The 12758-nt window shown below is 62.1% G+C and carries 11 protein-coding genes and 2 pseudogenes; 3 read left to right on the top strand and 10 right to left on the bottom strand.

Features of this window, described 5'->3' with window-relative positions; all coding sequences use genetic code 11:
- Positions 1-2: 2 nt before the first annotated feature.
- From JO236_RS22060 to JO236_RS22025, 8 genes and pseudogenes are all read right to left on the bottom strand, one after another.
- A complete protein-coding gene (locus tag JO236_RS22060; RefSeq protein WP_293335612.1) occupies positions 3-1427 on the bottom strand; it encodes an FAD-binding oxidoreductase in 1425 nt (474 codons plus the stop codon).
- Positions 1399-2856: pseudogene (locus JO236_RS22055) on the bottom strand (APC family permease). Before JO236_RS22055 ends, JO236_RS22060 begins: the two are co-directional and overlap by 29 nt.
- A 491-nt stretch (positions 2857-3347) precedes the next feature.
- Positions 3348-4313 carry an NHL repeat-containing protein gene (locus JO236_RS22050; protein WP_293335609.1) on the bottom strand — a complete coding sequence of 322 codons (966 nt, stop codon included), beginning with the start codon at positions 4311-4313 and terminating at the stop codon, positions 3348-3350.
- Positions 4314-4454: 141 nt separating this feature from the next.
- Positions 4455-6107, bottom strand: a complete 1653-nt coding sequence (locus JO236_RS22045) for an acyl-CoA synthetase (RefSeq protein ID WP_293335606.1) — start codon at positions 6105-6107, stop codon at positions 4455-4457.
- A 269-nt stretch (positions 6108-6376) separates the two neighbouring features.
- Positions 6377-7255: a TIGR03619 family F420-dependent LLM class oxidoreductase gene (locus JO236_RS22040; protein WP_293335603.1), complete on the bottom strand. Its 879-nt coding sequence runs from the start codon at positions 7253-7255 to the stop codon at positions 6377-6379.
- A complete protein-coding gene (locus JO236_RS22035) occupies positions 7252-8082 on the bottom strand; it encodes a TauD/TfdA dioxygenase family protein (RefSeq protein ID WP_293335600.1) in 831 nt (276 codons plus the stop codon). Before JO236_RS22035 ends, JO236_RS22040 begins: the two co-directional genes overlap by 4 nt.
- A gap of 4 nt (positions 8083-8086) precedes the next feature.
- Positions 8087-8410: a hypothetical protein gene (locus tag JO236_RS22030; protein ID WP_293335597.1), complete on the bottom strand. Its 324-nt coding sequence runs from the start codon at positions 8408-8410 to the stop codon at positions 8087-8089.
- 2 nt (positions 8411-8412) lie between these two features.
- Entirely contained in the window at positions 8413-9705 is a 1293-nt protein-coding gene (locus tag JO236_RS22025) for an aromatic ring-hydroxylating oxygenase subunit alpha (RefSeq protein WP_293335594.1), read from the bottom strand.
- A gap of 111 nt (positions 9706-9816) precedes the next feature.
- On the opposite strand from JO236_RS22025, the gene JO236_RS22020 reads away from it, so the two are divergent.
- Together JO236_RS22020 and JO236_RS22560 are read left to right on the top strand one after the other, a co-directional pair.
- The gene (locus JO236_RS22020; protein WP_293335591.1) at positions 9817-10776 is read left to right on the top strand and encodes a LysR family transcriptional regulator; all 960 of its coding nucleotides are present in this window, start codon (positions 9817-9819) and stop codon (positions 10774-10776) included.
- Between the two features lie 59 nt (positions 10777-10835).
- Positions 10836-10928, top strand: a pseudogene (locus tag JO236_RS22560) (DUF2510 domain-containing protein); the annotation flags it as partial.
- A gap of 141 nt (positions 10929-11069) precedes the next feature.
- On the opposite strand, the gene JO236_RS22015 reads toward JO236_RS22560, so the two are convergent.
- The gene (locus JO236_RS22015; RefSeq protein WP_293335588.1) at positions 11070-11315 is read right to left on the bottom strand and encodes a hypothetical protein; all 246 of its coding nucleotides are present in this window, start codon (positions 11313-11315) and stop codon (positions 11070-11072) included.
- A gap of 69 nt (positions 11316-11384) precedes the next feature.
- On the opposite strand from JO236_RS22015, the gene JO236_RS22010 reads away from it, so the two are divergent.
- Positions 11385-12347 carry an NHL repeat-containing protein gene (locus tag JO236_RS22010; RefSeq protein WP_293335585.1) on the top strand — a complete coding sequence of 321 codons (963 nt, stop codon included), beginning with the start codon at positions 11385-11387 and terminating at the stop codon, positions 12345-12347.
- A 36-nt stretch (positions 12348-12383) separates the two neighbouring features.
- Here JO236_RS22010 and JO236_RS22005 read toward each other — a convergent pair whose 3' ends face one another.
- Positions 12384-12707 carry a DUF732 domain-containing protein gene (locus JO236_RS22005; protein WP_293335582.1) on the bottom strand — a complete coding sequence of 108 codons (324 nt, stop codon included), beginning with the start codon at positions 12705-12707 and terminating at the stop codon, positions 12384-12386.
- Positions 12708-12758 lie beyond the last annotated feature (51 nt).

Below are 12758 nucleotides of genomic sequence, written 5' to 3'. Positions count from 1 at the left end.
GCTCACCCGCTGACAAGGGATAGGCCCTGCTCATAGCTGAACACGTTGTCGGGGTCATATTTCGCCTTGATCGTGCGTAGCCGGCCGACGTTAGGTCCCCAGTATTCCGTCTCCCATTCCGGCATACCCGCGTTCGGAACGCCGGCGTAGGCGCCATTCACGTAGGGCCTCAACTCTTTGGCGAAATCCGCAATCCAATTAAGGCACTTTTCGGTCAGCGGATCGTCCGCGGCGGGTACCCCGCCGCGCGTGCCCCACCCCGCGCCGGGCTCAGCGTAGAAGAGCGCCTCGCGGTGCGCGAAGGCCGAACCGCCGTAGGGTTCGCTGCTCCTGACCGCCCCGCCGAATGCGTTCGTGAAGTAGTTGGACTCCGGGGTCGGCGCCTCGGCCATCAGCGACCCGATCAAGCCGATAGCCTCGGGCGGAAAGGGCTCGGAAATGAACTGCGAGAAGAACTTCCAATTCGCGGGCTCTTGCTCGATCGGTATCTGCAACGCGGCGTAGTTGTCAGCCCAGCTCGCGTCCTTGATCGCGACCTGGGGCTGTCCAATCGAAAGGATCGGCTCCAGCGTCCGCTTTGCCTCGGCTTCCGATCCTGGGGCAAGAAAGGCGTTGAGAATCATGTCGTGGCGGTGTATTTCGAGCTGGGTTGTGAGGCGGTTGTCCAGATGCGGGGCAATGCGTTGCCAGGCCTGGAAAACTCCCTGAAGGTCGTCGAGCCCCGGCCACGTTGCGCCGAGATACAGGGTCCGCGTCAGTGGATGGATCTTGTAGGTGAGTGAGGTGACGATCCCGAAGTTGCCAAGGCCCGCGCCCCGCAAGGCCCACAACAGATCTGAGTTGCTCTCCTCGTCGGCGATGATCACGGTTGCTCCGCCGTCGGCCGACGCCACGACGACTTCCGCCGCGAGGAGATTGTCGCAAGCCATGCCGTAGGTGCGGGTAAGGGGACCTAAGCCACCAGCGAGCGTGGCGCCGACGACTCCGACTGATCCTTCGATCCCGGTCGGCACCGCAAACCCAGCCTTGCCGAGTGCGGTTACAGCCTCCAATTGGTTGAGTCCGGCGCCCACGGTGGCGGTATTCGAGGCCGCGTCGATCTCGGTCGACTTCATCCCGCTCACGTCGATGACGAGGCCGCCGTCGACGGCGGACCAACCCTCCAGACAGTGTCGGCCGCTTCGTGGCCGGACGCGGACATCGTTTTGTCGGGCCCATGCCAGGGCATTGACGGCATCTTGGGTGTCGGCGCAGAAAACGACTGCCTCGGGGTGACGGGAGTACAGCCGGTTGAAGCCGACTCGCGCGGCTTCATAACCTGCATCGCCTGGACGCACGACCTTACCCGTTAGTTTCGCGGTGTCCGCAGCCATCGGTCGCCTCTCTTGAAATGGAAAGCTATAACAAGTCGGCTTTTCCGGGCCCATGCTCGAGAACCTCGCGCCGAAACAGTAACAGGTAGGCGAAATACGCTCCGCCCGCGAGCATCAGGCCGGCCACGATCAATATGGGGACAACGCTGGCCGAGGACACGGTCACGAAGAACATCGCGAGCAATACCCAGATCAGAACGAGGACCGCGACCCACACCTCGAACCGTCCGAGGTCGAAAGCACCTTCCCGGCGGTCAAGTTTTCGACGCACTACGAGGTAGAGGACGATCGTCATCGCGTAGGGGACGTTCGTGAAGATTGCTCCCGAGGATGAGTTGCAGCAGAGCGCCACCCGGCATCGCAACCATCAGAACGACGCCGAGCACAAGCACGAGAACAGTTGCCGAGATTGGTGTTTGCGTGCGTGGATTGACCCTCCTGAACAGGCCGTGCGCGGGGAAGCGTTCGTCGCGCGACATCGCAAACACGATCCGCGATGTCGCGGCCATGGAGACCAGGGCGGCCCCGAAGAACGCGACGGCGATCACGAGCAGGAATGGCCTCTCCAGTCCCGCACCGAACTGATCGTGCATGATCTGCGCAACGGGTGAATTGCTGGCAGAGACGCCGCGCATGTCAGTGATTGCGACAGTCAGAGCGATGATGAACACCATCCCCAGGATGGCGGCCACGACAACTGACCCCACGATCGCCCGCGGAACGCTTCGGAACGGATCCTTCGCTTCCTCCGCCATGTTCGCGGCGGCGTCAAACCCCACGAGCGTCGATAGGCCCATGATCAGCGCGGCCATCAATCCGCCACCGAGGGCGAAATAGTTTGGCGCGCCGGCGGCAATACCCTGCGAGAGCAGATTTTGCGTTGAACCGTGGCCGGTCAGCACCACCGCGACGATGAGGGCGATGCCAAGCACCACGACTATCGTCAGTTCGACGCCAACGGCCAGTGAGTTCGTCCAACCAACCACGCGGGTTGAGGCGATCACCAGTACGGCCTGAATTACCAGCAATATCACGGCGATTATTCGCGTCGTATGTTCGCTCGGAGTTATGTTCAACAGCGGTATCAGGCATTGGCTGGCCAGCGCATCGTCGATCGTGACCGGGCTGAGCCCCACATTCCAGACCGCGATCCAGCCGAACAGCCAGCCAATCTTCGGGTTGGCCAGCCGTGAGGCCCATTGGTACGACGATCCGCTGAGCGGGATGCGTGCCGCGAATTGCGCGTAAACCAACGACACCAGGATCTGACCCACCGCCACGAGCGGGAACAGCCAGATTCCCACCGGACCCGAGTTCCGCAGGACGTCGTCGTACGTTCCGAAGACCCCGATCACCACCGAGACCGACGCGAATGAATCGCAAACATCTGAAAGGAGTTCAGCGTCCTTTTCAGCTCCTGCGCATAGCCGCAGTCTTCGCAGAACTCGTCTGCGGCAGCGGTCCCGGGGAATATGGCGGTCACTTGACTCCTCCTGGAACCGTGTATATCGAACGGGCAATTAGTGTTGGCGCACGGCCGTATCTGGTTGTCCCGATGTTCATTTCGCACGACCTCGATGACCGCGAAGCTGCTGAGAAAGTGGTGCCTGGTACGCAGGACCACCGGGAGAAACACGAAACGAAACCACAGAACACCTCGGACTGTGCGACTGAGCTACGGTACAAAGCCGCGGCGCTCAGAGAATCGTCGTCGAACCAGGGCGATGCGATTGTCATTCCACAGCCACCTCGTGATGCGTCGATGAGTCACACCGTAAAGCACTCACATGCCTGCTGTAGAGGATCTGGGTTATGAGCTAACGGCCGGCGGCGCCTTAGTCCAGATGTTTCCTGGATAGCTCTGCGGAAGCGGAACAAGCTCACAGCGGATTGGTCGCCGCGAGGCTCCAGATTCCTCGTCGACGTGAGCCGAGTCCATCGGGTGCACGTTAGCATTGGTGATGTTGGATTGCGCTACCGCGCAGGCAACTTCAGCACCCGGTTGTTGTTGCTGTCGGCGACGTAGACGTTTCCCGCGGTGTCCACCGCCACACCCTGGGGATCATTGAGCCCGGTGAATGGCAGCACCGTCGGTGTGGATGCACCGGCCGCCAGCTTGAGCACCCGGTTGTTGGCGAAGTCGGCCACATAAAGGTTGCCTGTGGTGTCCACCGCTATCCCGCCCGGGCCTTGGTTGGGGCCGGAGCCGACGCCGGTCAACGGCACCACGGTGGCGCTACTGGTTCCCGCGGGCAGCTTCCAAACCCCGCCGGCGTGGGCGACGTAGACGCTGCCCGCGTTGTCCACCGCCACATAGTTGGGGAAATGGAGGGCACCGAACGGCAATACGGTTGGGGTACTCGCCCCCTGCGCCAGCTTCCATACAAGGTGGTGGCCCCAGTCGGCGACGTAGACGTTGCCCCCGTTGTCCACCGCCACGCCATGGGGGTGCTCGATGCCACCGAACGGCAGCACTGTGCGGCTACTGTCCCCCGCTGCCAGCTTCCAGACCCGGTTGGTGCCGTCGTCGGCGACGTAGAGGTTGCCCGCGGTGTCCGTCGCCACGCCAACGGGCTGGCCGTAGTCCCCGAAAGCCAGCACAGTGGGCCCACTCGCCCCGGGCGCCAGCTTCAGCACCCGGTTGCTGGTGCCGGCGACGTAGACGTTGTCCGCGGTGTCCACCGCCACACCGTAGGGAGAGTAGAGGTCGTCGTCGAACGGCAGCACCACCTGGGAGGCATAGGATGCGGGCGTTTGCTGGGGCGGCGAGGTTGGTGGCGGCCCGGCGTTTCGAGACGGTGGTCCGGCTGGCAGGAACGCCACGAGCGCAATCGCGACAGCGGCCACGATTGCACCCGCGCCGGCGATGAAGGCGATACTGGTGCGCTTGCTCAACCGCCGCGCGTGCTTGGTGGGTGGTGCGGCATCTCCGTGAACCATGCCAGCGACGTTAGACCGCTACCAGCACGCGTCCGGGCCTGTTCGAAGAAGCTGCAATCAGCGGCTGCGGTTGGTCGGACGGCCTCGAGCCGGCGCGCCAGGGCATGCCTGCAACCGCTGGCGTGCCTATTCGGATTCAGGTCAGCTGTCGACGTCCAGCTCGGTCAAGACCCGTCGCAGCAGCTTGCCCGTGGCATTGCGCGGCAGCTCGTCGACGAACACCACATCCCGGGGGACCTTGTAGCGCGCCAAGTTGTTCTTGACGTAAAGCTTGATCTCTTCAACGTCCCGCGGTGCGCCGGGCTGAGAAACAATGAAGGCACGCAACCGCTTTCCGAACTCATCGTCGTCGACACCAACCACCGCCGCATCGAAGACGTCGTCGCGCTCGATCAACAGGTTCTCGACCTCCTGCGGGAAGACGTTCTCACCGCCGGAGACGATCATGTCGTCGTCGCGCCCATCCACGAACAGCAATCCGTTTTCGTCAAAGTGGCCCATGTCGCCGCTGGACATATAGCCGTCGATGATCTGCTTGCGCCGGCCGTCGGTGTAACCCTCGGAACGCGCGTCGCTGCGGATAAAGATTCGGCCCCGCTTATTCGTGCCATGCACACGCCGGTCGTGTTCATCGAACAACACGACTTCGCAGGCTACCGGCGAGCGGCCCGCCGTTCCGGGAGCCTTTCGCAGTTCGTCGGGGGTTGCGATGGTGCCGAATCCGCACTCGGTTGAGGCGTAGATGTTGTAAAGCACGTCACCGAATGTGTCCTGCACGCGGTTAGAAAGCTCCGGGGACAGCGCCGATCCGGCGATCGCGATGGCCTTCAGTGACGTTGTGTCGTAAGCCGCGATGACGGCGGGGGCGAGCTCGACGACACGATGCAGCATTGTCGGGACCGCGACCAGCATGTCCGCCTCATGGTCTGCGATGAGCTTCAGGGTGTCCTCTGGACTGAACCGCCGGGTGGTGACAATTTTGTTTCCCAATGTCGCGCCGACCAGATAGGTGGCCAGTCCGGTTCCGTGGAAGATCGGCGAGACGATGACCATGGTCCCCTTACGCGGGAACGGAACCCGGTCGATCAGCCCCACCGTCGCTAACGGCGGCACTGCGGCCCGCGGTGCCCCCTTCGGCAACCCAGTCGTACCGCTCGTGAGGACGACGACCCCGCCGGCCTTGGCTGGCCTGGGCAAGGGCTCGGCGACGTTCGCCGCGATGATGCTGTCGATCGTCGCCACGCCGTCGGTCAGATTGGCGCCCTCGTCCACCCAGGTCAACATGCGTGGCACGTCGGCGGGCAGTACGTCGATCAAGCTCGAAAACTCGCTGTCGTAGAGCACGACCTTCACGCCTTCGCGGCCACACACCTCCGCGAACTGCGGCTTGGCGAAGCCGGTGTTCATCAGCACCACTCGGGCGCCGAGCTTTCCGCACGCGGCCATCGCGATGATGAGGCCCCGATGGTCACGACAGAGCAGGCCCACCACCGAACTTTCGTCGACGCCGAACCCCTTGAGCCCGCGGGCGAAAGCGGTGGACATGTCGTCTACCTGCCGGTAGGTCACCGTCCCACGCTCGTCGACGACCGCGGGCAGCGACGAGTACTTGCGGCCGCCCTGGATCGCCATCGTCGCCTGCGGTCCGTAAACGCGCGAATTCCTCACGGTCTCCAGAGTCACGCCGAGGTTGCCGAGATCGACGATGCCGGTATCGTGCAGTCGCTTGACGGCTTTCGTCATCTCCGTGGCGCGGCTCAGCTTCCGCCGGATGCCGCCCAATTCTTTGGCCATCGGGTCTCCTCAGCCCCCGTTTCGAGACAGACTAACAACGCTTGCCACCGTTAGCGCGCTGAGTCGGTGCCCAACCATGAGGCGATTCACAAACGTGCTAGCGCATGCGCTAGCGGATTTCCCGAGGGCCTCATGGTCACCCGGCCGGTACTCCTGAGGCGCATGTGAAATCCCGGTTGAGCGCGAAAATGAGTGATGACGAGTTTGCGAATAATCCTGCGTACCAACGGCCCTGGGAGGTTTCGGATACCGAGCCATGTGTGCCCTGCCTATGTGCAGCCGTTGTCCGCGCCAAAGGCTGCGCGATGCAGTTCGGTCAAGGCATGGATTTGCTCGAGGTAGTGCGCCAGCGAGTGATGGACGAAGCGAGCCGAAAGGGTTGTGGTGCCACCGGTGGCCAGTGTCCGCAGCGTTTCCTTTGTCGCATCGGGTTTCCCGATTGGATCAAGGGGATGATCGGCCGGCATGACAACCTCGAAATCGGGAGGCAGCTCAAACGCCTGCAGCCACTTCGCTGCGATTTCGATCGACACATAATAGGGACACCACCCGTCCGCGAGTGTGACTGCTCGCCGCAACGAGCGTCGCGTGCGGCCGCCGATCCAGATGGGCATATGCGGCTGTAATGCACACGGATCGACTGCCAGCCCACCGAACGAGTAGAACTCGCCTTGATAGGCCGGCGCGCTACTCGGCAGTGCTGCGCGCAGCGCCCTCAGTGCGTCGTCACCACGGGGGCCCCGGTCCTCGAAAGGTGCACCGAGAAGGTCGAACTCCTCCTTGAGGGAGCCGACGCCGACACCGAGGATCACACGTCCCGCACTGACGTGATCGAGTGTGCCATAACGCTTCACGATCGCCAGCGGATGGTGATATCCCAGCACCAACGTCATGGTGGCGAATCGAATCTGTTTTGTGCGCGCCGATACATAGCCGAAAGTGGCAAGGGGATCCCAGTATCGTGCTCCGCGCCGTCCGATTTCGGCCGAGGGCACACCGATGTGCTCGCTGCATGTCATGTGGTGGTAGCCGAGTCGATCCGCGACCTCTGCCACCCGCCCTATGTCTTCGACGCCGGCGTCCTTCTCCCATTCCAAGGGAGCTCCACCGACATTGGTGACGATGGGCGTGGCGATACCGAGTTTCACTGCAGCGGCTCTTCGCCCGCCAGGATGGTTCGATGCATAAGGCGGCCGCTATCAACCGCATAGGGCAACACTCGGTGCATGGTTCCGGTGTTGTCCCAGATGAGCAGATCGCCGAGCTGCCACTCATGCCGGTAGACGTACTGGGCCTGGGTAGCCCAATCACGAAGGCGCGCAAGCAGAGCGCGGCTATCTTCCGCCGACATCCCGATCACATAGTCTGCCGTCGCGCCCAGTAGCAGCGACTTACGACCGGATTGATGCGTCCAAACCAATGGGCAGGCCTTGGTGGGTGACTTCTGCCAGAACGCCACCTCCGCATAGCTCATTTCCGGTGTGACGTAATACTGCGAGCGCTCCGCGCTATGCACCACACGCAGGTCCGCTATTTGCTGTTTCTCAGGTTCGGGAAGGTCCTCGTAGGCGGTGTAGGTGTTACAGAATTCGGTCTGTCCTCCGTTATCGGAGAGCTTGACCGCTCGCAGCAGGGTGGCCAGATTTGGTAGCGGTTGTAAGGAACCATCGAAATGCCAAAACATCGAGCCCCGTAGGTACTTGGCGCGTTGGTTCACCTTCTCGTCGAGCGAGATTTTGTTGATGCCACCCTCGCCCTCGTTGGTGACGAGGTCGCCGAGAGTCTTGGCAATGACGACTTGCTGCTCGTCGCTGATCTGCAACCCACGGAAGAACACCACCCCGCGCTGTTCGAGCGTCTCGCGGATGGTCGCAGCTTCTCGGCCGCTCAGCAGCGTGTCGAGATCGGTTCTGATCTCGCTGCCGATACTCGGAGTGAGGTTGACAATGTCTAGCTGTGCGGAGCTGAGTCCCATTAGCTCAGCTCAATCTCGTGAGAATGGTGTTGGCCGAATGCTTCACCCGCGGCTGGTTCCACAGCTCGACCGCCAATGAGACGGTGATCAGCGAGTAAAGCAGGTTGCGCAGATTCGCGACGTCGTCGGGCAGCGGTTCGGAGTAGTCGAACTTGTCGATATAGGCGACCGCTTCCTCGGCGTGCGGAAACACCTCGTCATAGAAAGCACGAATTTCGTCCATGGAACTGTTGACACGTTTTACGTAGCGTTGGTGGCCGTCTTCGATCGCCCACTCGGTCACCAAGTGTTCTAGATACGAAAACTCCTGTGGCAGAACCGCATTCATCGTTAAGTCACCTGTGCCTTCTCGCCGGCTGCGACGTAATCGCCGACCACCTTATGCAGGTGACGAACCAGGATTTCCTCGTCGTTCATCGTGAAATGGGTAAGGACGCCACTGTTGAGCATCGCCTGCAGCCCTTCGGAGGGACTCGCATCTTCGAGGATGATGTCGTTGAGGAACGTCACCGTGAGCTCTTGGCCGAGTCGCTCCTTGTGCGTCCTCGGTGGCTGATAGAACATCTCGACTTCGAACACGTGTGAGTGCGGGCCCGTCGGCCAGTGGGCGTGGGTGGTGAATCCGGATGCACCGAAGATGAGCACGAAATTGGGGAAAAACTGAAAGGAGTCGAAGCCGTACTTTTCCGCCCGGGTGGGATTGATCCCCGGCGGCATCGGACCTCTGTCGACCCGTTTGTTCCACGGGCCCGCCGCGCTTGCTTGCATCACACATTCGATCGGCTTCGAGTACGGCGTCTTTCGGGACGGCTCACCGGAGAACGAGAACATCCGGTGCGGGCCGCTGAGGTGGTAGGCCAATGCATCGGTGAACGGGTTCGGCTTATCCAGCGCCTCCTTGGCCTCCGCCGTGAGGTTGCCGAACGAGGACGCGTGCAAGTACGGACCGTGGTAACTCTCCGCGAAGCTGTCGACGAAGATCTTCCAGTTGCACTGCAACTCTGCGGAGAACTTGTAGATCTGATGCGGGCCGTCGAACGGATAGCCCTCGATGCCATGCGCCAGCTCACCAAGGAAAGAACGCAGCGGCTCGGTGTTATGCGGATTGAGGTTGATGAAGATGAAGCCCTGCCACACCTCGCACTGCACCGCCGGCACCCGGCAGCTGTCGGCGTCGAAGTCCAGCAGCAGATCCTTACGAGTGGGCGCGTGCAGCGAGCCATCCAAGTTATAGCGCCAACCATGGAAGCGGCAGTACAGCAACGGCGCGCGGCCAGAAACCTCTTTGAACGGATCGTCTTCCCACAACATCTTGTTGCCGCGGTGCGGACAGACGTTGTGAAAAGCGCGGACCACGCCGTCCTTGCCGCGCACGATGATGATCGACGTGTTCAACACCTTCAGTTCGCGAGTGAAGTAGCTGCCCGAGCGAGGGACTCGTTCGACGCGCCCGACGTAGAGCCAGGTCTTCTTGAAGACGTGCTCGCGTTCTTGTTCGTAGAACTCTTCGGACACACAGTCTTCAAGCGACACCGGCCCACGGCCAAGTTCGGGATAGGCATCGGTCCAGTGCCCGCTTGCGGGTTTCGCTAAGGCTGGTTTCATAGCCACGTTCTGGGTCATCCCGATTCCTCCCTGATCCCCCCGGGCTGGTGCGGCCGACGGTAGCAGTTGCTGGAACCCTCAAGAAGGTGCACGCGTGCAACACGTTGTTGCATACTTGGAACACAGCCCATGGAACAAAATCTGCCCTTTGACCTCGATGCCCTGCTGATATTCGGCAAGGTGGTGGACTGCCGCAGTATCTCAAAGGCGGCGTCGTTGCTCGGAATGCCCAAGTCCACAGTTAGCCGGAAGTTGACCAAACTGGAGTCCGACCTCGGCATCAAGCTGCTTAGAAAGAACACCCATCAGATCACGGTCACAGATCTTGGCGAGCAGATATACACCCACGCGATGAACATTCTGGCCGAGGCCAATGACGTGCGCGCACTGGTCGAAGGAAGTAAGCAGGAACCGCAGGGTGAACTGCGGGTCGCGATGCCGGTGTGGCTCGGCATCGATTACGCCTCAAGGGTCGGCGCCACATTTCTTCAGAACTATCCCCACTCGCGCTTGGACATCCGTCTCGTCGACAACATGGTCGACCCGATCAAAGACGGCTTCGACGTTGTGTTCGGCCCTGGACCGCTACAGGATTCGACGCTGATCGCGCGCAAGGTATTCGACCTAAATCTGTTCCTTTGCGCCTCACCGGATTTCGTGCGGCGACTCGCGGCTCCGCTCAGCGACCCGACACAGTTAAACAGCCTGCCGTTCATAGACTTCGGCTTTTGCGGCCCTCATAAATTGACGGTGGCCAGGCTCAAGAGACGATGCGAACTGTCGCCTCCGGTGCGCGCACGCGCCAACAACTTTCAGGTGTGCAAGCAGTACGTCCTGCAGGGCCTGGGCATAGGGGCGATGCCTACTCAAATCATCTGCACCACGGAACTGCGCGAGGGCACCATTGTGCCGATCCTTCCCGAGTGGACCCTGGAACCTTTGGCCGTGCACATGATCTATCCCTTCGAGCTCTCGTTCTCGACCCTGATCAGCGCCTTCTACGACACGGCCTGCCAGATCATCGTCGAAAACATTGCCAGAAGCCGAGACCTGGAGGTCGGCGCAGCCCTGTCTAGCATGGCCACATGAGCTCATAAGCTGTCGCTTTCGTCGCGACCGGGACGTTGTGCGTACGGGAGGAGTCACAGATGGCATCAGCGCCCGCGGGATGGTATCCCGATCCGGCCGGTGCCGGGCGAATGCGCTATTTCGACGGCGCCCAATGGACAGACCACGTCAGTAATGCCGCAGCGTGGCAGGGCATCCCCGCAGCCCGGTCCTCGCAGGCAGCGCCCGCGGTGATGCCGACGGCGGCGATTCCATTCGGCGCCGGAGGTGCAGCTAAACGCGTTGGCGCACAACGCCATCCAGCGGTGCGAGCGCTACTGTTCCTTCTCCTGGCGGTTGTTGGATTTTCCACGGCGGTGGCGGGATTTATCAAACTCCTGTATGCCGGCGGAACCGAAATCTACACCGTTGGCGCGCTTCTTCTTGTTCTCGCCGGGGATGTTGGTGCACTCATCGTCGTGAATACGAGAGCCGCGAAGCCCGCGGTGCGAAGGCTGTTGACGTTTCTGATCGTGGCGACTGTGGGCTATATGATCGCGGTCGCGGGGTTTGTCGCTCAAGTCGAAGTGAGTTATTCGATAGGGGACCTTTTCAAAAGCGTTGGGGCGCTCCTTTTTGTCGTTGGAATCGTGGGTGCCGTCATCAGCGCGCTCGTCGGAGCCGCACAGCCGAGCCCGGCGCGACAGCCGTATTCACCCATGAACCAGCCCGGCGGCCCCTCGGCGCGACGTAGCCGCGCACCGTGGATCATCGCGGGCACGGTCGCCGTCGTCGCCGTTCTGGCCTTCGCGTTGACCTCGTATGCATTGGCGTCGCCACAGGTCGTCCTGCCCTTCACGGGCCTCAACGATCCCCGCGGTGTCGCCGTCGACACCGCCGGCGCGGTGTACGTGGTCGACCAGGGCAACAACCGGGTGCTCAAAATGCCGGCCGGGACGGCCACACCGACGACACTGCCGTTCACCGGCCTCAACAAGCCTTCCGGCGTGGCCGTCGACACCAGCGGCACCGTGTACGTCACCGACTCGGGCAACAACCGGGTGCTGAAGCTGGCGCCGGGCGCGAGCACCCCGACGACGCTTCCCCTCAGTGGCCTCACCGACCCCAAGGCTGTGGCCGTGGACAGCGCCGGAGCGGTGTACGTCACTGCCTCGGTCCAGGAGGAAGGCGGTACCCGCGGTCAAGTGCTGAAGCTGGCGGCCAACGCGAGCACCCCGACAACGTTGCCCTTCGCCTTCCCCGTCACCGCCTTGGGCGGGCCCACCGGGGTAGCCGTCGATAACGCGGGCACCGTTTACGTCGCGGACGACTTGGTGCGCAGGCTCACGGCGGGGGCGACCAGCCCGGAGACGCTGCCATTCACGTTTACCAGCCCCGGTGGCGCCTGGGGGGTTGCGGTGGACACGGCAGGCAACGTCTACGCCACCGACCCCTACTGGCAACGGGTGGTGAAGCTGGCGGCGGGCTCGGCAACGCAGTCCGAGCTGGAGTTCGCGGGGCTCGGCCGCGATCATGGTGTGGCGGTGGACTCCGGCGGCACCGTGTACGTCACCGATGATCGCGATCGGGTGGTGAAACTGCCGCCGAACTAGAACTGGCCGTTGGCCTCTGCGGCGAAGCCGGCCGGCCTAATACGAGCAATAGGTCGATTCCGCGGCACTCACTATGGATGTGACGTCTTCGAACGTGAAACCTTGCGCGCTCATGATGGAGTGGACGTCGTGAGCAATCGCGTCTGCGGTCCACCCCGTCAGGCGATCGATGCAGATGTGATGCCCCAGCGAGACGACGCTTGGCGTCTGGTCCGGCGGCCAGACGAAGCCGATGCCGGCCAACTTGGCGAGGAACAAGTCGTCAACGGGATCAGCAACGGCACTAGCGGTGCTACTGCACAAGGCACCGCCGATCAAGATCGGGACGGTCAGTCTGGCCAGCCAACGAATGGGGGACATCCGATGCCTTCCTTCTGCTTGTGGTTGGGCGATCAGTGTACGGGTCCATAA

Origin of the sequence: Mycobacterium sp. (genome assembly GCF_019247635.1) — a bacterium.
In the GTDB taxonomy this organism is placed as follows: domain Bacteria; phylum Actinomycetota; class Actinomycetes; order Mycobacteriales; family Mycobacteriaceae; genus Mycobacterium.
This window is presented reverse-complemented; position numbering and strand designations above follow the sequence as displayed.

Bases quoted from the DNA above. Each gene is read 5' to 3' on its own strand.
- JO236_RS22045 (WP_293335606.1), bottom strand. From the start codon at position 6,107: ATGGCCAAAGAATTGGGCGGCATCCGGCGGAAGCTGAGCCGCGCCACG.
- JO236_RS22030 (WP_293335597.1), bottom strand. From the start codon at position 8,410: ATGAATGCGGTTCTGCCACAGGAGTTTTCGTATCTAGAACACTTGGTG.
- JO236_RS22025 (WP_293335594.1), bottom strand. From the start codon at position 9,705: ATGACCCAGAACGTGGCTATGAAACCAGCCTTAGCGAAACCCGCAAGC.
- JO236_RS22035 (WP_293335600.1), bottom strand. From the start codon at position 8,082: ATGGGACTCAGCTCCGCACAGCTAGACATTGTCAACCTCACTCCGAGT.
- JO236_RS22020 (WP_293335591.1), top strand. From the start codon at position 9,817: ATGGAACAAAATCTGCCCTTTGACCTCGATGCCCTGCTGATATTCGGC.
- JO236_RS22060 (WP_293335612.1), bottom strand. From the start codon at position 1,427: ATGGGCCCGGAAAAGCCGACTTGTTATAGCTTTCCATTTCAAGAGAGG.
- JO236_RS22050 (WP_293335609.1), bottom strand. From the start codon at position 4,313: ATGGTTCACGGAGATGCCGCACCACCCACCAAGCACGCGCGGCGGTTG.
- JO236_RS22005 (WP_293335582.1), bottom strand. From the start codon at position 12,707: ATGTCCCCCATTCGTTGGCTGGCCAGACTGACCGTCCCGATCTTGATC.